This is a genomic window from Sphingomonas sp. OV641 (assembly GCF_900109205.1).
Taxonomy (GTDB): domain Bacteria; phylum Pseudomonadota; class Alphaproteobacteria; order Sphingomonadales; family Sphingomonadaceae; genus Sphingomonas.
On record NZ_FNZB01000001.1, the window covers coordinates 868,289 to 889,835 of the forward strand.

Genomic DNA, 21,547 nt, shown 5'->3' on the forward strand with positions numbered 1-21,547 from the left:
ACGCCAAGTTCCGCACGCCGTCCAACCTACGCCTGCGGATGATCGCCAGCGTGGCGATGATTGCAGTGGCCAGCGCCGCGCTCTGGTTTGGCGGCATTGCGTTCTGGCTTCTGGCCGTCGTCATCGCCTTGTTCATGATGGCGGAATGGTCGGACCTGCAGAAGGTCGCGCCGCGGGATAAGCGCATTGCGCAATATGGCTTGTCGGTGCCGCTGGCCGTCATGGCACCCGCATCGCTGGTGCTCGAAGAGCACAACTTCTTCTCGCTGGGGCTGATCGCCGGCGCGGCCTTCTTTGTCGCGATCGTCACCGGCCGGTCGGCGTTGGGGAAGGGCGTGGTCTATTGTGGATTGCCCGTACTCGCGCTCGTCTTCCTGCGCCGGCAGGAAGAAGGCCTGCTCTTCGCCTTTTGGGCATTGGCGCTCGTCTGGGCGACCGACATCGGCGCGTTCTTCGCGGGACGGACGATCGGTGGTCCGAAGCTGGCGCCGAAGCTTTCGCCCAATAAGACCTGGGCCGGGCTGATCGGGGGCGTCGCGGCGGCAAGCGTGCTCGCGCTTCTGCTGCATGTCCGCTATGGTTTGCCGTGGCGCATGACGATTGGCACGCCGCTGCTGGCTGTTCTGGCCCAGGGCGGTGACCTGTATGAGAGTTGGTTGAAGCGGCAGGCTGGCGTGAAGGACTCGGGCAACATTCTCCCAGGCCACGGCGGCGTTCTGGATCGGCTGGACGGCGTTGTGCCGGTCGCGCCCGTCGCAGCCCTGCTCGTATTGGCGCCATATCTTTTCCGATGAAAACAGTAACGATACTTGGCGCGACCGGCTCGGTCGGTACATCGACGCTCGACCTTGTCGAACGCTCGCCCGAGGCATTTCGCGTCGTGGCGCTCACGGCAAATTGCGACGTGACACGGCTGGCCGCTGCTGCGCTGCGGACACGCGCGCAGCGGGCGGTCGTGGCGGACGAAAGCTGCCTGCCCGTATTGCGTGAGGCGCTCGTGGGAAGCGGTATCGAAGCGGCCGGCGGAGAGGCAGCGGTCACCGAAGCAGCGGCACTGGGTGCAGACGTTACGGTCGCGGCCATTGTGGGATGCGCCGGGCTGAAACCGGCCATGGCTGCGGTGAAAAATGGCGGCACACTTGCGCTTGCCAACAAGGAGGCACTTGTCTCTGCCGGAGAGGTGATGAATGCCGCCGTTCAGCAAAGCGGCGCTATCCTGCTCCCCGTCGACAGCGAACATAGTGCGATATTCCAGTGCCTTGACGCCCAGCTTTCGCATCGTGTCTCGCGTATCATCCTGACGGCCAGTGGCGGTCCGTTTCGTGATCGTACGCTGAATGAGATGCGTGGCATCACGCCGGCGCAGGCGGTCGCGCATCCGAACTGGTCGATGGGAGCAAAGATCTCCGTCGATTCAGCCACTATGATGAACAAGGGGCTCGAGCTGATCGAGGCCTTTCACCTGTTCCCCGTCTCAGCGGACCAGATCGAGATCGTCGTGCATCGACAGTCGGTCATCCACTCGATGGTTGAATATGTCGATGGCTCCATGCTTGCCCAGCTCGGTACGCCGGACATGCGCACGCCGATCGCCTGTGCGCTCGCCTGGCCGGATCGGATGGCGACGCCGGGAGAGCGGCTCGACCTCGTGCGCGTCGGACGCCTGGATTTTGAAGCGCCCGATCCGGCGCGTTTCCCCGCGTTGCGCCTGGCGCGCGAGGCCTTGGAGGCTGGCGGAGCACGGCCGGCGATCCTGAACGCCGCTAATGAAGTGGCAGTAGGCGCCTTTCTGAAGGGCCGCGTCGGCTACCTCGAAATTGCCGCAATCGTCGCTGATACGTTGGATCGCTGTAATCCACCCGCTCCCTTGTCACTGGACGAGGTGCTCGAGGTGGATCGTGAGGCGAGGGCTTTGGCGGAAGAGCGTGTGAAGGATCGCGTCGCTTGATCGAAACTCCTGGCCTGCCGCTGACGCTGCTTGCCTTCGTGCTGGTCATTGGTCCGCTCGTGTTCGTGCATGAGATGGGCCATTATCTGGCTGCCCGCTGGTTCGGCGTGAAGTCTGATGCCTTCTCGATCGGCTTCGGCCGGGAAATCGCCGGCTGGACGGACAAGCGCGGCACCCGGTGGAAGATCGGTTGGCTACCGCTGGGCGGCTATGTCCGGTTTGCCGGCGACATGAACGCGGTAAGCCAGCCCTCGGCCGAATGGCTCGCCTTGCCGGCAGAGGAGCGCAACCGGACCTTTCAGGCAAAGCCGGTGTGGCAGAGGGCGATCATCGTTGCGGCCGGGCCCGTCGTGAACTTCATCGTCGCAATCGTCATCCTGGGCGGCTTTGCGGTGGCCTTTGGTGATACACGAACCCCGCCGGTTGTCGGTACGGTGGTGGAGGGGAGCGCCGCTGAGCGGGCGGGGCTGCAGGCGGGTGACCGCATCATGCGGCTCGGCGATCGCGACATCGCCATCTTCGAGGACATGCTCTCCTACACGCGCATCCATCCGGGTGAGGCGACCCAGGTGACGTTCCAGCGCGGCGCCGAGCGGCTGACCAGGCCCGTCACCATCGGCGTTCAGCAACAGACGGATCGCTTCGGCAACAGCTATCGCATCGGGATGCTGGGGATCGCCCGCGGCGCGCGCGTTACCGTGCCGGTCAGCATCGCGGAGGCGCCGGGCGTCGCGATCCAGCGTACGGGCGAGATCGTGTCCATGATGGTGGAAACGATTGGCCAGATCATCACCGGCCGTCGCTCGGTGAAGGAGCTTGGCGGGCCGCTCTCGATTGCCAAGGTGTCGGGGGAGCAGATCACGCTTGGCCCCGAAGCCTTCGTGTTTCTGATCGCGCTTGTGTCCATCAATCTGGGGTTCATCAACTTGCTGCCAGTCCCCATGCTGGATGGCGGACACTTGCTCTTCTATGCGATCGAAGCGCTGCGCCGGCGGCCGGTTGGCCCGCAAGCGCAGGAATGGGCGTTTCGCGGCGGGCTTGCGGCCATCCTCGGCCTCATGCTGCTCGTGACCTTCAATGATCTTGGGAATTTCGGCCTTTGGCGCAGCCTCGCCCGCTTGATCGGTTGACGATTCAAGGGCAGGGCGCAGCGCTCACGGGCTTGTTTGGGCTTACCGGGGTGGATTTGGTGACTGTATTGAACACTTCGTTTGCTCGACCGCGCGCGGCTGCGCTCCTGCTTGGCTGCACGATGCTGGCTGGCGTTCCGTCGGTGGCGGCAGCGCAGGAGCGTGCGGCGCGGCAGCAGACGGCACAGCAGCAGCAGACGCAGCAGACGCCGGCCGCGCCTGCGATCGCTCCGTTGGTCGAGCGAACCATTCGGTCGTTGCGGGTCGAGGGTTCGCAGCGCATCGAGCCTGACACGGCGCTGAGCTATACCAAGCTGCGTGTCGGCCAGACGTACACCAACGAGACGCTCGATCAGGCGATCAAGGATCTCTACGCCAGCGACCTGTTCGCGGACGTCACGGTGTCCGGCGCGGAATCGGGTGACATCATCCTGCGGGTGCGCGAAAACCCGATCATCAACCGGGTGATCCTCGAGGGCAACAAGCGCCTGAAAGAGGACAAGATCACCAAGGAAATCCGGCTGAAGCCGCGCCAGGTCTTCACCCGCTCCGCCGTGCGTCAGGACGTCGCGCGTATCGTCGAGCTGTACCGCCGCCAGGGTCGCTTCGCTGCCAGCGTCGAGCCCAAGATGGTGTCGCTGGATCAGAACCGCGTCGATGTGGTGTTCGAGATCAGCGAAGGCCCGAAGTCCAAGGTCCGCCAGATCAACATCATCGGCAACGAGGTGTTCGATGACGACAAGCTGCGCGAGCAGATGGCGACCAAGCAGGCCCGCTTGTTCCGCATCCTGTCGTCCAACACGACCTATGATCAGGATCGACTGGCCTATGACCAGCAGAAGCTGCGTCAGTTCTACCTGACGGAGGGGTATGCCGACTTCCGCGTGACGAGCGCGGTGGCCGAGCTGACGCCGGACAAGGAAGACTTCATCATCACCTACGTGGTGGAGGAAGGGCCTCGTTATAAGTTCGGTGACGTCACGGTCGACAGCGACATCCGTGACTTCGACGACAAGGCGCTGGCCAAGACGCTCGCCGTGAAGAAGGGCGATTGGTACAACGCCAAGCTGGTGGAAGACACGGTCGATGGCCTCAGCCAGACGACCGGCCTGTTCGGCTATGCCTTCACCGAGATCAATCCCGAGTTCCAGCGCGATCGCGAAGCGCTCACCATGTCCATCAACTTCCACATCGCGGAAGCGAAGCGGACGTACGTTGAGCGGATCGACATCACCGGCAACACGCAGACGCAGGACAAGGTGATCCGTCGCGAAATCCGCCTGGCGGAGGGCGATGCGTTCAACAGCTTCCAGGTGCGCCGCTCGCAGGATCGCATCAACAGCCTGGGATATTTCCAGGACAAGTTCGAGATCAAGCAGACGCCAGGTTCCGGTCCGGACCGCGTAGTTCTGGGCGCCAATGTCGAGGAGCGCGCCACTGGCGAGCTTCAGTTGTCGGCCGGTTTCTCGAGCCTTGAGCGGTTTATCCTTCAGTTCAACCTCACGCAGCGCAACTTCCGCGGCAAGGGGCAGGAGCTGCGCTTCGGCGTCAATTATTCGAGTTATTCGAAGTCGGTGGAGGCAGGGTTCACCGAGCCTTATCTGTTTGACAAGAATATCGCGGTTGGCGTCGACGTGTTCCGTCGCGACTATAACGCGTTCAACTTCATCAACAACAATCGCGAAACGACCTACAGCCAGGTTTCCACCGGCTTCCAGGTCCGCGCGGGCGTGCCGCTGACCGAATATTGGTCGCTTTCCGCTCGTTATGGCCTCTCCTATGACGAGGTCAGCCTGGACGAGGACCAGTTCTTCCGCGACGGCGCCTGCGATCCGCTGTTGGCCGGACGCTACCTCTGCGACGCGCTCGGCAATCGCCTGACCTCGTCGGTCGGTTATTCGCTGATCTACGATAGCCTGAACAGCCGTCTGCGGCCGTCGTCGGGCCAGCGCTTCACCTTCAGCCAGGATTTCGCAGGTCTCGGCGGCGACGTGAAGTATCTGCGCACGCGTGCCGATGCGGCGAAATATTGGGGCATTGGCGGCGGATTCATCCTCTCGGCCCTGGCCGAAGGTGGATACATCCACCCACTGGAAGACAGCCCCAGGGATGGCGTTGATCCAATCCGGATCACCGACCGCTTCTACCTCGGCGAGCCGCAGTTCCGTGGTTTCGACATTCGCGGCGTCGGCCCGCGCGTGCTGCGTCAATATTACACGACCGATGCGACCGGCGCCCAGGTGCTCGTCACCGATCGCGATCAGATCGTCGATGACGCGCTTGGTGGCACCGCATATTACCTCGGCCGTCTCGAGCTGGAGATCCCGCTTGGCTCCGGCGCGCGGGAACTTGGTCTGCGTCCTTCGGTCTATGTGCAGGCGGGCAGCCTGTTCAACATCACCCGGCCGCAGCCCACGGCCGTGTTCCCGACGACGACCGACGCGAACGGGAACACGATCTACCTGCCGCTGCCGCAGACGGACACTGCGGGCAATCCGCTCTATTATTACACCAACCCGGCGGGTAGTGTGATCTCCACCACTTGTGCGGCGGGCATTCCCGACGGCAGCGGCGCTTGCAACGGCATCATCCCGAACACGGCGCAGATTGCGTCGCAGCCGTTCAAGGAAAGCTTCCTCGGCAATTCGGCCAAGCCTCGATTGTCGGTCGGCTTCGGTGTCAACTGGACGTCGCCGTTCGGCCCGCTTCGCATCGACATCGCGCGCGCCCTGATCAAGCAGGAAGGCGACGACGACAAGCTTATCACCTTCAACGTAGGGACTCAGTTCTGATGACCAAGTTCAAGCACATGCTGCTCGCCGCAGCGCTTGCGGCTCCTGCCGCTTTCACCGCCGGCACCGCCACGGCGCAGGTGTCCGGGATCGCTGTTGCCAATCCGGAGCAGGCGGTCGCCAGTTCCAAGGCGTGGACCGCGGCCCGTTCGCAGATCCAGACACAGTACAAGGCGCAGCTCGACCAGGCGAACACCCGCCGCACGGCGATCCAGGCCGAGCTTCAGCCGCTCGTGACCGCATATCAGACCGCGGCACGCGCGCCGGGTGCTAGCGAGGCATCGCTGCGTCCGCAGGCACAGGCGATTCAGACCAAGCAGCAGGCAGCGCAGCAGGAACTCGCCCGCCTGACCCAGCCGGCGCAGCGTGCGGAAACCTATGCGATCGAGCAGATCAGCGCAAAGCTGTCCGACGCGGTTCAGGCCGCCGTGCGCGCACGCAATGTGACGCTGCTGCTTCGTCCGGAGGCCGCGCTGTTCGCCCAGCCGGCAGCCGACATCACCTCGTCAATCACCGCTGAACTCGACAAGCTGGTTCCCAGCGTCGGCATCACGCCGCCGGCCAACTGGCAGCCGGGTGGCCAGGGCCAGACCGCTGCCGCGGCACAGCCGGCGCAGCGCGCGCAGCCGCAGGGCCGCTGATCCCGGTCATGACGGATACGCCCACTTCGACGGCGCTTGGGCCTTTTGACGTCACCAAAGTGATGGCGGCGCTGCCGCATCGGTATCCGATGCTGCTCGTGGACCGTGTGGAACAGCTGGTGCCGGACGTGTCGATCACCGCGATCAAGGCGGTGACGATCAACGAAGGGTTTTTTCAGGGCCATTTCCCGGGGCGTCCGATCATGCCAGGCGTTCTGATCGTGGAGGCGCTGGCGCAAGCCGCTGGCGTCCTCGCGGTCGAAAGCCTCGGCCTGTCGGGAACCGGCAAGCTGGTCTATTTCATGTCGATCGATGGCGTGAAGTTCCGCAAGCCGGTGGAACCGGGCGTGCTGCTCCGTCTGGAGGTTTCCTTCGTTCAGAAGCGGGCACGGGTGTGCAAATTCGCTGGTCGCGCGCTGATCGGCGATGAGCTCGCGGCTGAATGTGAGTTCACCGCGATGATCGCGGATCCGCCTGCCGCCTGACCCAGGTCCACGGCGCAACGTCTGCATTGCAGGGGAAGCGCTCGTCTGCTAGGCGCGCCGCTTCCTTCAGGCTGGTCGGAACCAGCCATTTCGGAGAAGAAGACGTGAAGAAAGATACCCACCCCGACTACCACATGATCAAGGTGCAGATGACGGACGGCACCGTGTACGAAACTCGCTCCACCTGGGGCAAGGAAGGCGACACGATGACGCTCGAGATCGATCCGCTCGCTCACCCGGCGTGGACTGGTGGTCGCGGTCAGATGCTCGACCAGGGTGGTCAGGTCGCACGCTTCAACAAGCGTTTCGGCGGGCTCACGCTTCGCAAGTAAGCATCCGGATTGCCGCCGCGAACATGACTTGTACGTGATGTTCGCGGCGGAGTTCGAACCTGCGGATACGACTGGCCGGCGCCGTAACCCGCGTGCGCCGGCATCGTTTGATGTGCGGCTGGGGGACGATGCCTTCAGCCGAACTTTGTGCCGGATCGTCGATCTTTCTGTCGACGGCGCTCGGATGAAAACGCATTCCACGCTGCGCGCCGGAAACATGATCTGGCTCACCTTGCCCGTCGTGGGCACCGTCGCGGCCGAAATCATCTGGGCCGACGATTTCAGCGCCGGCTGCCGCTTCCAAAAGCCGCTTCAGCAGAAAATACTAGAGCAGCTCCGCGCGCTGCAGGACTGACGATCCATCGCCGCCTGGGCCGTCGTGTTTCACACAAACTTTGTTGGCCCGATAGTGGGCAATGTCTCGTCCGAAACGTCGCTGCGCCGCTATGCGCCGGCAACGGCATGGACATCCGGGCCGCGCAAAACGGCATAGCCCGGTGGCAGGGCGTTCTGGTGGACCAGCTCCGCCAGGTGTCGCATTAGCCCGCCATAGATCGCGCTCTGCGCCTCGAGCTGTGGATGGTTGAAGGTCTCGAATCGCTCGCCCGCATAGACGGACGTGTACACCGATTCCCAGCCACGTTTCTCCACCCAGGCAAACCCGCGATATTCCATGTCGAGGAGAAGAGTGTCGGTCTCCGCGCAAAGCTCCTGCAGCATCGAATTCCACACACGATAACTGGCAACCCCATCGACGGTCGCGCCCGACCCGTTCCAATCGCGTCTTTGTGTTTGCCGCGATGGCGGAGGATCGAGGACCGGCTCGAGGTCCGGCGCGTAATGCTGAACAACGGCCTCTAGGTCGCCCGATTGCTGGATATCACCGGCTTCGATTCGAAGCCGCTCTGGCGACAGCCGCTCAGCAATACGCAGAGTTCGTCCATCATTCAGGCCGCCGCCCGACAGAACCCTTAGCTGCGAACCCGCGCTCAGAAAGCGCCCCGGTCCGGTACTGAAGCTCCCGTCGCGGGCGACGAGGTCATTCGCGCCCTGGTCGAACCGCAGGGGGACGCGCTGATACAATGTCGCCGAACTTGCCGGCCAGGCGACGCCTTCCTGAAGCGCCGAGTTGATCGAGACTGGCGTGATCTTCTCCGGCCAGGGATGGATCGTGTTGCACAGTATCGGCCGCGCTCTGTCCTTCTTGATCTGCTGGATCAGGTCTCGCAGAATGCGTCGCGTGTAATCGGCATTGGGGCCCCGGCCGTGTACGCCGTAGGCGCTACCGCTGTTCATTCCCAGGCCGAGGAACACAAGGTCGAAGGACTGCCCCGCGACCTCGGCATATTGGGTGGGCGTGTCGTTGTCGAACGAGCCGCCGACTGCGCGATTAACTTCGCTGATCGTACCGCCGCCCCCTTGGCCGCGAAGCGCCTCTAGGCGATCGACGAAGTAGCGGACTGGCGCACGTGCCTGCATGAATGCTGCACGGTCCGGATAATTGCCTCCAACGAGATCGGCCCCCAGAAACACCGACATGCCAAGCGTCAGGACCGAGCGGAGGGCGCTCACCGGCGTCGGGACGGGTGTGGGCGTTGGAGCGGGAGCCGTAGGTGGAGCCGGAGCAGGTGATGGCGCGCCCGAGCCATCCTCTCCACCGCAAGCAGCAAGGAAAGAGGTCGCGCCAATGCCGGTAAGGACGCTGCGGCGAGTCATCGTCATATCAGCGAACCTTTTGAAAGCACGTGCTTATCGTAGGTCGCCGATGTTCACCAGTTCACCACAACAGGCAATGCCACCATTGGTCGCTCAGAAGCGCCGCATCGCCGCCAAGGTAGGTACCTCTTCGAGGGACAATTGCCATCCGGCCTCGCGCAGGCGCTCGGTCATGAGCAGGGCAGAGGTGCCGTCACCGCACGGACGACTGCCGGAGCCATGCCAGCACGTGATGGCGGATGGGGTGGGATTCGAACCCACGGTGAGCGTGAACCCACGGCGGTTTTCAAGACCGCTGCCTTAAACCACTCGGCCACCCATCCGGCTCGCACGCCCTGTGGCGTGGTGCGGCGATACGTGCAAGCCCGACGATGATTGACGGTTCCGAATAAGCGGCGGCTGTGTCACACAGAAGGGGTGAGGGGCATCAACATCACCAGCTATTTCGTTCGTATCGCCACTGCTCTGGCGGCCGGATTCGCCTTTGCGGGCGCGGCCCAGGCGCAGGATGAGGCAGGGTTTCAAGCCTATCTGCCTGAGTTAAGGGCCCAGGCGCTGCGGGAAGGCGTGCGCCCGTCGACCGTTGACGCGGTGCTGCCCACGCTGACGTACAGCGCCCGCGTGGTGGAGCTGGATCGTGCGCAGCCCGGCAACCCGGGCTCCACGGCCATCCCGCCTTTTGCACCGTATAAGGCGCGCCACGTCGATGCGGCCCGGATCTCGCGCGGTCGTTCCGCTTACACGGCGAACCGCAGCCGGCTGGCGCGTGTAGAGGCGGAGACCGGCGTGCCAGAGTCGATCATGGTCGCCATCTGGGGCCATGAGACGAACTATGGCGGCTACACTGGCAATTTCGATTTGCTGCGCAGCCTCGCCACCCTCGCCTATGAAGGCCGGCGCCGGTCGCTGTTCGCGGGTGAGTTCATCGCCACGCTCAAGATCATGGATCGCGGCATTTCGCGTGAGACGTTGAAGGGAAGCTGGGCAGGGGCCACGGGTAACCCGCAGTTCCTGCCGTCGATCTACCTCCGTCTGGCGAAGGACGGCGATGGCGATGGGCGGGCGGACATCTGGAACAGCCAGGCCGACACGCTTGCATCGATCGGCAACTACTTCGTCAATGCAGGATGGCGGCCCGGGCAGCCTTGGGGCTTTGCCGTGTCCGTCCCATCCAGCTTCAACCGATCGGGGCTGCGCAACCGGCTGGTGTCGCCGCGGTGCCCGCGCGTGTTCGAGCGGCACAGCACCTGGCGTACCATGGCGGAATGGCGCGCGCTCGGCATCGTGCCTCAGGGCCGCGCCTGGCCGGCGGACGATGTGCTCGCCACGCTGATGGAGCCGGACGGCCCCGGTCAGACGGCGTATCTGCTCACCGGCAATTACCGGGTCATCCTGGATTACAATTGCTCGAACTTCTACGCGCTGTCGGTCGGGCTGTTGGCTGATGCCGTGGAGCGTTGACCGGCCCCTGACGCTGGTCGGACTTGCCTTAGCCTCGCTGACGACAGCGCCAGCCACGTCGGCGCAGTCTCCCGGCTCAGGCGCGGTTAAGCTGCCCCCTGAGGCTGGTACGCCAACAGGCCCGGCGGGCACCTCCGGCATGGGTCAGCCTCGCTATGACGCGGTAGGTCTGGCGGTGCTGCAGCCAACCCGACCCGGATCGACAGGCAATCCGGTCACCGCTGCACATCGCCAGCTACCGCCGGGATCAGTGGCGGAGATCACCGCGCTCGCTACCGGACGCACGATCCTGGCCCTGATCGACGAAAAGACATCGCTCACGACAGACAAGGCGGAGATCGCCCTGTCGCCTGCCGCCGCCCGACTGCTCGACCTTTCCGGAGAGACCAGCGCTCCGGTTCGTGTGAGGACCACGATCGCCAGCCCGGCTGATCTGAACGCGCTAAGGAGAGGGCAGGCCGCGGCAAGGCGGCTGGATGCACCGCCGGCGCTGCTCGCCGCCCTCCGCCTACAATTGTCGCCGCCGCAATCGGTGTCCGCGGCCGCGCCCGCGAACGCTCTGCCTGTAGCGGCTACGTCGATGCGCAAACTGCCCGACCCTACGCCTGCTCCCACGCGCCCGGCTGCAACACCGCTCACCCCGCCGCAGCGCGGACAATATTTGGTCCAGGTCGCCGCCTTGTCCCACCCGGCGCGTGCGCAGGGCCTCGCACGCACACTCGGCGGCTTCGTGGAAACTGCCGGCTCGCTGCACCGTGTTCGGCTCGGTCCGTTTGCCGATGCGAAATCCGCCCAACGCGCACGTGACGCAGCCCAACGCCGCGGCTATGGCGGTGCCACGATCATTGTTCAGCCCTGAAGAAGCACCGAGTAGAGCGTCATGACCAAGCTTTTGTCCTTTCTCGCGGTGCCGGCGATTGCCCTGTCGGTCGCCTATCCGTCCGCTGCCTCTGCACCGCAGTTCCAGACCGTGGCTCCGGTCGCGTTCCTGAAGGATCTGTCGTCCGGCGCCGTGCTCTTCGCCAAGGACGCCGACCGCCGGATGCCACCGGCATCCATGGCGAAGATGATGACCGCCTATGTGGCGTTCGACCTCATCAAGCGCGGCGAGCTGAAGCTTGACCAGGAATTGGAGGTACGCCCCGAAACCTGGCAGAAGTGGCATGGCCCGGCTGCTGGCTCGACCATGTTCCTGTCTCCCGGAGAGCGCGTCTCCGTGGCGAACCTGCTGTACGGTATCGTGGTCCTTTCGGGGAATGACGCATGCGTCGTTTTGGCTGAGGGCATTTCCGGCACCGAGGAAGCCTTTACGCAGCGGATGAACGAAGCCGCCAAGAAGCTTGGGCTTTCGAACAGTCACTTCGGCACGTCCAACGGCTGGCCCGACAACGGCGTGACTTATGTCACGGCACGCGACTTGGCGAAGCTCGCCGCTGCCACGATCGAGGATCATCCCAAGCTCTACAAGCAGTTCTACTCGCGCCGGGAATTTACCTGGGGCAAGACGCTTGGCTCCGGCGATGCAATCACGCAGGCAAACCGCGATCCGCTGCTTGGCCGGGTGGCCGGTGCGGACGGTCTGAAGACAGGGCATACCGAGGAAGCAGGTTACGGCTTCACCGGGTCTGCCGAGCAGAATGGCCGTCGCCTGGTGATGGTGCTTGCCGGTCTCACCAGTTCCAACCAGCGTATCAGCGAGTCCGTCCGCTTCATGGACTGGGGTTTCCGCGCATGGCAGGCGAAGCCCGTCGTGAAGCAGGGCCGCAAGGTCACGGATGCGGACGTACAGCTTGGCGATGCCGCCACGGTCGGCCTTGTCGCACCACGCGATCTGAAGGTGGCGCTGCCCTCCGGCGCGGTGCCGGCCATGACGGCAAAGGTCGTGTATCAGGGCCCGATCAAGGCACCGATCAAGGCCGGCGCGCATGTCGCGGATCTGGTGATCACCTCGCCCGGCCTGCCTGTGCAAACGATGCCGCTCGTCGCCGAAAGCGACGTGGAGGAAGCCGGCTTCTTCGGGCGTGCCTGGGCGGGGCTCACGGGATTGTTCGGATGAACGGACGCTTCCTCTCGCTTGAGGGCGGGGAGGGGGCAGGGAAGTCGACGCAGGCTCGGGCGCTGGCGACGGCGCTCGAATCGCGTGGACTGTCCGTGCTCGTCACCCGCGAGCCTGGCGGCAGTGAAGGCGCCGAGGCGATCCGCACGTTGCTGATGCAGGGCGATGTGACTCGATGGGGGCCACGCGCCGAATCATTGCTCTTCGCCGCTGCCCGTTCGGATCACGTCGATCAGGTGATCCGTCCTGCGCTTGAAGCGGGCAAATGGGTGATCACGGATCGCTTCATCGATTCGACCCGCGCCTATCAGGGGGCGGCGGGCGGCATTGATGATGCGGCGATCATGGCGTTGCACGGCTTTGGGTCGCGCGGGCTGCTGCCGGATCGTACCTTCATTCTCGACCTGCCGGTAGCCGAAGGCGTGCGCCGCGCGGGCATCCGCGATGGTGGCATGATCGACCGCTTTTCGAAGCGCAGTGAACACTTCCATGCCGATGTGGGTCGTGCCTTCCGTACCTTCGCTGCGCGGGAGCCCGGTCGCTTCCGGATCGTGGACGCCAGCCGCTCTCCCGGCGATGTCACCGCGATGTTGCTGGCTGAACTGAGCGATCTTCTGCCGTGACGTCGCTGCGCGGCAATGCGGCGGCGCGTGGGGCATTTCAGTCGGCGGTGGCTGGCGGTACCATGCACCACGCATGGCTGTTTGCCGGGCCGCAGGGGATCGGCAAAGGCAGCTTCGCCCGCGAAGCCGCCATCGATCTTCTGGCCCGCTCCGCTGGCGATCTTGGAGCGGATCGAACGCGGGCGCTGGTGGAGGCGGGGTCCCACCCCGACTTTCGCGTCCTGGAACGGCTGGCTAAGGACGGCAAGCCAGACGGCGATCTCGCGCGCAGCATCACCATTGCGCAGGTGCGGGGGCTCCAGCCGCTCTTCGCCACCACGCCTTCGCTCGGGCCAAGGCGGGTCGTCCTCATCGATGCGGTGGATGATCTGGAACGGTCGGGTGCCAATGCACTGCTCAAGAATTTGGAGGAGCCGCCCGCAGGAACGGTTTTCCTGCTGATCAGCCATGCGCCCGGGCGTTTGCTCCCGACGATCCGGTCGCGTTGCCGCCTCCTGCGCTTCGATCCGCTCGATCGTGCGGACATGCAGGCGGCGCTCGCCGGGTTGCTGCCGGACGCGACGGATGACGAGCGTGAGTCGCTGGTGCGGGTAGGCGGGGGATCCCCCGGACGGGCGCTCCGCTTTGCAGGCCTGGAGCTCGACCGGATCGATGCGGCGCTGTCGGCGATTGCCCGCCACGGGGATCGCGACAATGCCGAACGAGTGAGGCTCATGCGCGCCTTGTCGCTCAAGGCGGCACAACCGCGCTACGAGGCTTTCCTGGACCGCGTGCCCACCTTTGTCGCGGAACAGGCACCCTATCGCTCGGGTGCTGGTCTGCGCCTGGCGCTCGACGCCTATGACGAAGTCCGCCGTATCGCCACCAGCGCGCGCGGGCTTTCGCTGGATCCGGGAACCACCGTGTTTGAGTTGGCGGGGGTGGTCGCGCGGCTCGCACGATAGTAGAGGCGGCTTCCTATGGGCGACCCCTTCTACATCACCACCGCGATCAGCTATCCCAACGGCAAGCCGCATATCGGTCACGCATATGAAGCGATCGCCGCCGATGCCATCGCGCGGTTTCAGCGTCAGTCCGGCCGCGACGTACGCTTTCAGACCGGAACCGATGAACACGGCCTCAAGATGGTTCAGACCGCGCGCGATCGCGGCGTTCCCGTTGAAGATCTTGCAGCGGAGATGTCGTCTCATTTTCGTGCGATGTGTGATGGCCTCAACATCTCTTATGATCGGTTCATCCGCACGACCGATGCCGATCATTATCGCGCCAGTCAGGCAATCTGGAAGGCGATGGAAGCGGCCGGCGACCTGTACCTCGACCGGTATGAGGGATGGTACTCGGTTCGGGACGAGGCCTTCTATGACGAAAAGGAGCTCGTCGACGGGGAAGGGGGCGTAAAGCTTTCGCCTCAGGGCACGCCTGTGACCTGGACGGCGGAGGAAACCTGGTTTTTCCGCCTATCGAAGTACCAGCAGCCGCTGCTCGACCTTTACCAAGCCAATCCCGATTTCATCCGGCCTGAATCGCGCCGGAACGAAATCATGCGGTTCGTGGAAGGTGGCCTGTCCGACCTCTCGGTTTCGCGTACCAGCTTTGACTGGGGTGTTCCCGTTCCGGGCAGCCCGGGACACGTGATGTACGTCTGGGTTGACGCTCTTACCAATTACCTGACCGGTGCCGGCTATCCTGAGGCCGAAATGCGCCATTGGCCGGCCGATCTGCACCTGATCGGCAAGGATATTGTCCGCTTCCACGCCGTTTACTGGCCGGCGTTCCTGATGTCTGCCCAGCTCCCGCTTCCTCGATCGGTGTTCGGACACGGCTTCGTCCTTCACCGCGGTGAAAAGATGTCGAAGAGCCTGGGCAACGTCGTTGATCCCGCCGACCTCGTCTCGGCCTTCGGCGTGGATCCACTGCGCTACTTCCTCCTGCGCGAAGTCAGCTTCGGGCAGGATGGCAGCTATTCTGCAGAAGCCATTGTCACCCGGGTGAATGCAGAGCTTGCGAACTCGTTCGGCAATCTCGCCCAGCGCACCCTGTCCTTTGTCGCCAAGAACCTGGGCACGCTCCCGGAAGCTGGCCGTGCGGATGAGGCGGATGGCGTCTTGATGGAGGAGATCTTCGTTGCAGCGGCAGGGCTTAAGGCTGCATTCGGAGATCTGATGTTAAGTCAGGGTATCGAGGCGTGGATGCGCGGCGTGTTCGCCTGCAATCAGTATATCGACGCCCAGGCGCCCTGGAGCCTGCGAAAGACCGATCCCGAGCGGATGAACGCTGTCCTGCGCACGCTCATTCGCGCGATCCGCATCCTTGCTATCGCCATCCTTCCCGTCGTCCCGTCAGGCGCGGCGGCCATCCTCGATCAGCTCGGCGTGGCGGAAAACGAACGCGATCACGCCGCAATCGACGATGATGGATGGTACGCGCGCCGGGCGGAAAGCGGAGCGCCGTTGCAACCGCCAACGCCGGCGTTCCCGCGGCTCGAACTGCCCGTGGAGACCGACTGATGCTGGCCGACAGCCATTGCCACCTGAATTACAAGGGGTTGGCTGAGGAACAGCAGGCCGTGCTTCAACGCGCTCGTGCGCGCGGGGTTACGGCGATGCTCAACATCGCCACACGGGAAAGCGAGTGGGACGACGTACTCGCCACTGCGGAGCGCGAGCCGGACGTCTGGGCCACCGTGGGTATTCACCCGCATGAAGCCGATCAGCATCCGCACCTCGACACGGCCAAGCTAGTAGAGCGCGCCCGCCATTCGCGGATCGTCGGGATCGGTGAGACCGGCCTCGACTATTTCTACGACCATTCCGATCGTGAACAGCAGCAATCAAGCTTTCGCGCCCATATCGCCGCTGCACGCGAAGCCGCCGTGCCGATCGTGGTGCACACGCGAGAGGCGGAAGAGGATACCGCAAAGATCCTGCGGGAGGAGTTGGGGAAGGGCGCCTTCACCGGCGTCATCCATTGTTTCACCGGAACCCGCACGTTTGCGGATATTGCCTTGGATCTCGGCTTCTACATTTCGATTTCCGGCATCGTGACCTTCAAGAGCGCACGCGATCTGCAGGAGACGGCGGCGCAACTGCCACTGGATCGCTTGTTGATCGAGACGGACGCGCCGTTTCTTGCGCCGGTGCCTCACCGCGGCAAGACTGGCGAACCGGCCTATGTTGCCGATACCGCAGCCTTCCTTGCTAATCTGCGCGGTGAAGAGGTCGAAAAACTTCAGCAGGTTACGGCACGAAACTTCCACAGGCTCTTCGCCAAGACGGCCGCGTGAAGATCCGGGTTCTCGGTTGCGGGACGTCCTCTGGCGTGCCGCGGATCGGCAATGACTGGGGCGCCTGCGATCCATCCGATCCACGCAACCGGCGGCTGCGGGTTTCCGTGCTGGTAGAGCACGAGAACACCCGGATCCTGGTCGATACTGGCCCGGACATGCGTGAGCAGCTGCTGGCTGCGAACGTCGGTACGGTTGATGCCGTGATCTGGACGCACGAACATGCGGATCATGTGTTCGGCATCGATGATCTGCGGCAAGTCTTCCATCAGCTTGGCAGACCGGTGCAGGGCTATGCGCGCCCACGGACAAAGGCGCAGCTGGAAAGCATGTTCAGCTACGTGTTCCAAGGACATGACGGTTACCCGCCAACCGTCACGCTGGAGGAATTACCAGATGAGCTGACCATTGGGTCGATGACGGTACGCGTCACAGACCAGCCACACGGGTCAATCACCTCTGCCGGCCTGCGCTTCGACGCTGATGGGAAATCCTTTGGCTATGCCACTGACATCAGCGGAATGTCTGGCGGAATGATGAACCTGTATCGAGGGCTGGACCTTTGGATTGTCGACGCTCTCCGGCGACGACCACACCCGACTCATCCTCATCTCGACCAGGCACTGACGTGGATCGACGAGCTGGCGCCTCGGCGTGCAGCGCTGACCCATATGGATCAGTCGATGGATTATGCGACACTCGCGGCCGAACTGCCGCCGGGCGTTGAACCCGGCTTCGACGGTCAGGAGTTCGTCTTATGAACAATGGTGCGGAGGCGCTGCTTCTACTCACCATGCTCGTGCTACCGCTATCTGCGCTGTTGGCGCGGCGGCTTCCGGCCAGCAGGGTGATCCGGCTCGTCGCCATCTGGATCCTCATCTTCGCTGCTGCCACCGCGGCAATCCTCCTTTTCCAGACCTGGAGGATTGGCTGATGATGAGGGGGAGGAACTCCGCCTCCAATCACGAAGGCAGCGTCGCTTAACATAATGCTTATTATCGGATAACCGCACATGGGCCAGCCAGCACCCTCCGCCATTACTCGGCTCCGATCGGTCATGTCCCGATTGCGCGATCCGGTGCGCGGCTGCGAATGGGACGTTCAGCAGACATTCGAAACGATCGCGCCCTACACCATTGAAGAGGCCTATGAGGTGGCGGACGCGTGCGCGCGTCATGATCTGGGCGACCTGAAGGATGAGCTCGGCGATCTCCTGCTGCAAGTCGTCTTTCACTCCCGGATCGCCGAGGAACAAGGCGCATTCGACTTCGATGATGTCGCGACCGCTATTTCGGACAAGATGGAGCGCCGTCATCCGCACATCTTCGGCAACGCCGACGAAGGTGGCCACCACCTCTGGGAAACGATCAAGGCACAGGAACGGGCAGCCAAGGCGGACGGCGGTGCGCTGAGCGGTGTTGCGCTGGGCCTGCCCGCATTGCTCCGCGCCGAGAAGCTTCAGAAGCGCGCTGCCCGGGTAGGTTTCGACTGGCCCGACGCGGCGGGCCCTCGGGCGAAAATCGACGAAGAGCTTGACGAGGTCGCGGCAGCAGCGACTTGCGATCGGGCCGAGGAAGTTGGCGATCTGCTCTTCGCCGTCGTGAACTGGGCTCGCCATCTCGGCGTCGATGCGGAGGCAGCGCTCCGGCAAGCCAATATGAAGTTTGAACGTCGCTTCGCCGCCATGGAAGTCGCCGCCGGAGGTTCCATCGCCGACCGCACGCTGAGCGATCAGGAAGAGCTATGGCTTGCGGTCAAGCAGCAGGAAAAGGCGGGCTAAGCCTTTCCTGCTAATCCTGTCCGCCTGACCTGCGCTCAGCGAACCTTTCGAAGTCCTTGGCGGACATTCTTACTTCATAGATGGCCTGATCACCCTCGATTGTCTGATCGAGCACTTCCCCATGCTGGTGCAACCAGGCGGCGCTGGCCCCGTCGCCCAGATCGAGCGTGATGGAAAACCTCTGATGCCCTGCTGTAAGCTGGTCGGCGAGTGACCGCACAAACGTGTCCACTCCCTCCCCGCTCAGGGCTGACAAGGCCACGACATCGCTGCGCCGGGCAGCCTCGCCGAGCAGTTCCTCGCGCGCCTCCGCGTCGAGAAGATCGACTTTGTTCCATACCTCGATCCGCGGCGTGGTATCCGAAACGCCAAGTTCCGAAAGTACGCCCTCCACGTCCACCTTCTGCGCCACGGTGTCAGCGTGCGCGACATCACGAACGTGGACGAGCAGATCGGCAGACACCACTTCTTCCAAGGTGGCCTTGAACGCCGCGACCAATTGGGTCGGCAGTTCGGATACGAACCCGACCGTGTCGGACAGGATCGCCTTGTCAATGCCGGGCAGGCTGATCTGGCGCAATGTCGGATCAAGCGTGGCGAAAAGCAGGTCTTCCGCCATCACGTGCGCGCCGGTCAACCGATTGAACAGGGTGGACTTTCCCGCATTGGTATAGCCGACCAGAGCGATAACTGGCCAAGGTGCCCGCTGCCGCCGTTCGCGATGCAGACCGCGGGTCCGGGTCACTTGATCAAGCTCCCGCCGCAGCCGTGCCATGCGATCCCGGATCAACCGGCGATCCGCCTCGATCTGCGTCTCGCCCGGACCGCCGAGGAAGCCAAAACCGCCGCGTTGCCGCTCGAGGTGAGTCCAGCTGCGCACCAGGCGGCCGGCCTGATAGTCGAGGTGCGCGAGCTCCACTTGCAGGCGACCTTCGGCCGTCGCAGCGCGCTCGCCGAAAATCTCCAGGATCAATCCCGTTCGATCGATCACCTTGGCCTCGAGCGCAGTCTCCAGGTTCCGCTGCTGGATGGGCGAGAGCGCCGCGTCGAAAACGTACAACGACGCCTCCTCCTGTCGGCCGAGGACGCCAAGCTGCTCGATCTGGCCAGAGCCGATCAACGTCGCGGCGCGCGGCGTGCGAACGCGCACGGCCTGGCGGCCAACTACCTCCACCCCGATCGCCGCGGCGAGGCCGGCGGTCTCCTCCAGACGCGCCTCTGCGTCGCGGGATGAGCCGCCCAGATCGGGATAGACTATGACCGCACGCGCGCCGCGTGCAAATTCCTCGCGATCGCGATCGAAGCCGTTGCTCAATCGTCCTCCGAACCCGAAGTCTCGTCCGCCAAGTTGAGCGGCCGTGCCGGCTGGATCGTCGACACTGCATGCTTGTAGACGAGCTGCGACGTGCCGTCCCGCTGCAGCAGCATGCAGAAGAGATCAAATGCAGCGATCTGGCCCTGCAACATCACACCGTTCACCAGGAACATCGTCACCGAGTCTTCCGACTTCCGCACGGCATTCAGGAAGATCTCCTGAAGCAGCGGCTGCTTGCGACCCTGTTCACCAAGCTGGTCGACGATCGCCTGAACGCCGATCTGCGCGCCCGGCATGATCGTCGAAATCGCATGCTTGTAAATCAGCTGGCTTTGCCCGTCGCGACGAAGCAGGACAGAAAAATTGTCGAACCATGTGACAATTCCCTGCAGCTTGACGCCTTTGACAAGGAACAGCGTGACGGGAGTCTTGGACTTACGCAATGCGTTGAGGAAAAGATCCTGCAGCGAGCTTTGCTTGTCGGCCATAGGTCGATGCCCTTTCGTTTTTGGCGAAGTTTGCTCCGCGATGCGCCGGTGCCCGGCGTCGGGTTGCGGCCCATACAGCGCGCTATGCGCTATGTAGGAGGCCGTTCGGTCGTGGTCCAGCGGCTCAATCGTCCTTGGTGTCCGTAATGCCAAGCAGCTTCAGCTTGCGATGCAGGGCAGAACGCTCCATCCCGATGAACGTCGCCGTACGGGAAATATTGCCCGAGAACCGGCGGATCTGGACCTTCAGATATTCGCGCTCGAACGTTTCGCGCGCCTCGCGAAGCGGCGCACCCATGATGGCATTGCCACCGCCCCCGCCGCCCTGATCACCCAGAACTTCGGCCGGCAGAAGGTCCACATCGATCCGGCCCAGCCGGTCTCCGGGCGCCAGGATAATCGTTCGTTCCACCACGTTGCGCAATTGGCGAACATTACCCGGCCAATCGTAGGATTGCAGCGCGACCATGGCCTCTGTCGCGACTTCGGGCGTGCTGACCCGCCGCTCGGCGGCATAATGCGCCACGAAATGCTCGACCAGCGCAGGAATGTCTTCTCGCCTTTCCGACAGTGGCGGAATGGAAACGGGCACCACGTTGAGCCGATAGTAGAGATCCTCGCGGAACCGTCCCTCGGCGATTTCCTGTGTCAGATCGCGCCCCGTGGCCGAGACGACACGAACATCCACCTTCACGATGCGCGTGCCGCCGACCCGGGTGAAGCTCTGATCCGTGAGGACGCGCAGGATGCGGCCCTGCGTCGTGATCGGCATGTCAGCGATTTCATCGAGGAACAACGTTCCGCCATGCGCCTGTTCAAGGAGGCCCGGGCGAACAAGATCACCCCCCTCTTCAACCCCGAACAGCTCCTCCTCCACACGTTCCGGGGTCATGTTGGCGGCGCTGACCACGACAAAGGGGCTGCTGGCGCGTTGGCTCCAGCCGTGAAGCAGGCGCGCGGCCACTTCCTTTCCCACGCCTGCCGGTCCGACGATCATGACACGGCTTCCCGTCGCGGCCACCCGCTTCAGCGTGGCGCGGACGGTGTTGATGGCGCCCGAGCTGCCGGTGAGATCGGTATCGCGGCCCGCAGAGACCCGCAGGCTCGCCAATTCGCGGCGCAGGCGCTCGGTTTCCGTCGCCCGCTCTACCATCAACAGCAATCGTTCGGCCTGGAACGGCTTTTCGATGAAGTCCGCCGCGCCCTGTCGAATGGCGGCAACAGCGGTATCCAGATTGCCGTGGCCGGAGATCACCAGCACCGCAATTGAGGGGTCACGCCGCTTTATTTCGGCGAGAAGGTCGAGGCCATCGAGGCGAGATCCCTGGAGCCAGACGTCCAGGATGACCAGGCTCGGACGGCGAGCGGCAATCGCTTCGAGCGCCGCGTCGCTATCGGCCGCGGTACGAGTCTCATACCCTTCGTCTTCCAAAACGCCGGACACGAGTTCGCGGATGTCGAGTTCGTCATCGACGACGAGGATATCTAGCGCCATGA

22 protein-coding genes and 1 tRNA gene are annotated in these 21,547 nt (G+C 63.7%); 18 read left to right on the forward strand and 5 right to left on the reverse strand.

Annotated elements, in window-relative coordinates; all coding sequences use genetic code 11:
- Positions 1-38: 38 nt before the first annotated feature.
- The 8 genes from BMX36_RS03940 to BMX36_RS03975 all read left to right on the forward strand — a co-directional run bounded on the left by BMX36_RS03940 (position 39) and on the right by BMX36_RS03975 (position 7,683).
- A complete protein-coding gene (locus BMX36_RS03940) occupies positions 39-794 on the forward strand; it encodes a phosphatidate cytidylyltransferase (protein ID WP_066778592.1) in 756 nt (251 codons plus the stop codon).
- Positions 791-1,948, forward strand: coding sequence for a 1-deoxy-D-xylulose-5-phosphate reductoisomerase (locus BMX36_RS03945; protein ID WP_093063739.1), 1,158 nt, complete (start codon positions 791-793; stop codon positions 1,946-1,948). Before BMX36_RS03940 ends, BMX36_RS03945 begins: the two co-directional genes overlap by 4 nt.
- Positions 1,945-3,078: a M50 family metallopeptidase gene (locus BMX36_RS03950; protein ID WP_093063740.1), complete on the forward strand. Its 1,134-nt coding sequence runs from the start codon at positions 1,945-1,947 to the stop codon at positions 3,076-3,078. The genes BMX36_RS03945 and BMX36_RS03950 overlap by 4 nt, the downstream gene beginning before the upstream one ends.
- A gap of 122 nt (positions 3,079-3,200) precedes the next feature.
- On the forward strand, positions 3,201-5,870 hold the full coding sequence (gene bamA / locus BMX36_RS03955) for an outer membrane protein assembly factor BamA (protein WP_093065204.1): 2,670 nt from the start codon (positions 3,201-3,203) through the stop codon (positions 5,868-5,870).
- Entirely contained in the window at positions 5,870-6,511 is a 642-nt protein-coding gene (locus tag BMX36_RS03960; protein WP_066778560.1) for an OmpH family outer membrane protein, read from the forward strand. Before bamA ends, BMX36_RS03960 begins: the two co-directional genes overlap by 1 nt.
- A gap of 8 nt (positions 6,512-6,519) precedes the next feature.
- Entirely contained in the window at positions 6,520-6,996 is a 477-nt protein-coding gene (fabZ, locus tag BMX36_RS03965) for a 3-hydroxyacyl-ACP dehydratase FabZ (RefSeq protein WP_066778562.1), read from the forward strand.
- Between the two features lie 104 nt (positions 6,997-7,100).
- Positions 7,101-7,328: a 50S ribosomal protein L31 gene (gene rpmE / locus BMX36_RS03970; protein WP_066778564.1), complete on the forward strand. Its 228-nt coding sequence runs from the start codon at positions 7,101-7,103 to the stop codon at positions 7,326-7,328.
- Between the two features lie 37 nt (positions 7,329-7,365).
- The gene (locus BMX36_RS03975) at positions 7,366-7,683 is read left to right on the forward strand and encodes a PilZ domain-containing protein (RefSeq protein WP_066778566.1); all 318 of its coding nucleotides are present in this window, start codon (positions 7,366-7,368) and stop codon (positions 7,681-7,683) included.
- An 89-nt stretch (positions 7,684-7,772) separates the two neighbouring features.
- On the opposite strand, the gene BMX36_RS03980 is transcribed toward BMX36_RS03975, so the two are convergent.
- Both BMX36_RS03980 and BMX36_RS03985 read right to left on the reverse strand, forming a co-directional pair.
- The gene (locus tag BMX36_RS03980; protein WP_143058506.1) at positions 7,773-8,900 is read right to left on the reverse strand and encodes a hypothetical protein; all 1,128 of its coding nucleotides are present in this window, start codon (positions 8,898-8,900) and stop codon (positions 7,773-7,775) included.
- Positions 8,901-9,277: 377 nt separating this feature from the next.
- Positions 9,278-9,367: transfer RNA gene (locus tag BMX36_RS03985), tRNA-Ser, on the reverse strand.
- A gap of 94 nt (positions 9,368-9,461) precedes the next feature.
- Between BMX36_RS03985 and BMX36_RS03990 the strand changes: the two genes are divergently transcribed.
- The 10 genes from BMX36_RS03990 to mazG all read left to right on the forward strand — a co-directional run bounded on the left by BMX36_RS03990 (position 9,462) and on the right by mazG (position 18,247).
- Positions 9,462-10,505 (forward strand): lytic murein transglycosylase, encoded by a 1,044-nt coding sequence (locus BMX36_RS03990; protein ID WP_082746148.1) that lies wholly within the window; start codon positions 9,462-9,464, stop codon positions 10,503-10,505.
- Positions 10,489-11,364 (forward strand): SPOR domain-containing protein, encoded by an 876-nt coding sequence (locus tag BMX36_RS03995; protein WP_093063742.1) that lies wholly within the window; start codon positions 10,489-10,491, stop codon positions 11,362-11,364. Before BMX36_RS03990 ends, BMX36_RS03995 begins: the two co-directional genes overlap by 17 nt.
- Positions 11,365-11,385: 21 nt before the next feature.
- Positions 11,386-12,561, forward strand: a complete 1,176-nt coding sequence (locus tag BMX36_RS04000) for a D-alanyl-D-alanine carboxypeptidase family protein (protein WP_066778571.1) — start codon at positions 11,386-11,388, stop codon at positions 12,559-12,561.
- The gene (tmk, locus tag BMX36_RS04005; protein ID WP_093063743.1) at positions 12,558-13,184 is read left to right on the forward strand and encodes a dTMP kinase; all 627 of its coding nucleotides are present in this window, start codon (positions 12,558-12,560) and stop codon (positions 13,182-13,184) included. Before BMX36_RS04000 ends, tmk begins: the two co-directional genes overlap by 4 nt.
- Positions 13,181-14,128, forward strand: coding sequence for an AAA family ATPase (locus BMX36_RS04010; RefSeq protein ID WP_093063744.1), 948 nt, complete (start codon positions 13,181-13,183; stop codon positions 14,126-14,128). The genes tmk and BMX36_RS04010 overlap by 4 nt, the downstream gene beginning before the upstream one ends.
- Positions 14,129-14,143: 15 nt before the next feature.
- Positions 14,144-15,691, forward strand: coding sequence for a methionine--tRNA ligase (gene metG / locus BMX36_RS04015; RefSeq protein WP_093063745.1), 1,548 nt, complete (start codon positions 14,144-14,146; stop codon positions 15,689-15,691).
- Positions 15,691-16,467, forward strand: a complete 777-nt coding sequence (locus BMX36_RS04020; RefSeq protein WP_093063746.1) for a TatD family hydrolase — start codon at positions 15,691-15,693, stop codon at positions 16,465-16,467. The genes metG and BMX36_RS04020 overlap by 1 nt, the downstream gene beginning before the upstream one ends.
- The gene (locus BMX36_RS04025) at positions 16,464-17,228 is read left to right on the forward strand and encodes an MBL fold metallo-hydrolase (protein ID WP_093063747.1); all 765 of its coding nucleotides are present in this window, start codon (positions 16,464-16,466) and stop codon (positions 17,226-17,228) included. The genes BMX36_RS04020 and BMX36_RS04025 overlap by 4 nt, the downstream gene beginning before the upstream one ends.
- Positions 17,225-17,401, forward strand: coding sequence for a hypothetical protein (locus BMX36_RS21585; RefSeq protein ID WP_177179014.1), 177 nt, complete (start codon positions 17,225-17,227; stop codon positions 17,399-17,401). Before BMX36_RS04025 ends, BMX36_RS21585 begins: the two co-directional genes overlap by 4 nt.
- Before the next feature lie 78 nt (positions 17,402-17,479).
- Positions 17,480-18,247, forward strand: coding sequence for a nucleoside triphosphate pyrophosphohydrolase (mazG, locus tag BMX36_RS04030; RefSeq protein WP_093063748.1), 768 nt, complete (start codon positions 17,480-17,482; stop codon positions 18,245-18,247).
- A gap of 10 nt (positions 18,248-18,257) precedes the next feature.
- On the opposite strand, the gene hflX is transcribed toward mazG, so the two are convergent.
- The 3 genes from hflX to BMX36_RS04045 form a co-directional block, all read right to left on the reverse strand.
- Positions 18,258-19,562: a GTPase HflX gene (gene hflX, locus BMX36_RS04035; protein ID WP_093063749.1), complete on the reverse strand. Its 1,305-nt coding sequence runs from the start codon at positions 19,560-19,562 to the stop codon at positions 18,258-18,260.
- Positions 19,559-20,092 carry an RNA chaperone Hfq gene (gene hfq, locus BMX36_RS04040; RefSeq protein ID WP_256210749.1) on the reverse strand — a complete coding sequence of 178 codons (534 nt, stop codon included), beginning with the start codon at positions 20,090-20,092 and terminating at the stop codon, positions 19,559-19,561. The genes hflX and hfq overlap by 4 nt, the downstream gene beginning before the upstream one ends.
- Before the next feature lie 82 nt (positions 20,093-20,174).
- Positions 20,175-21,545: a nitrogen assimilation response regulator NtrX gene (locus BMX36_RS04045; protein ID WP_066781841.1), complete on the reverse strand. Its 1,371-nt coding sequence runs from the start codon at positions 21,543-21,545 to the stop codon at positions 20,175-20,177.
- Positions 21,546-21,547 lie beyond the last annotated feature (2 nt).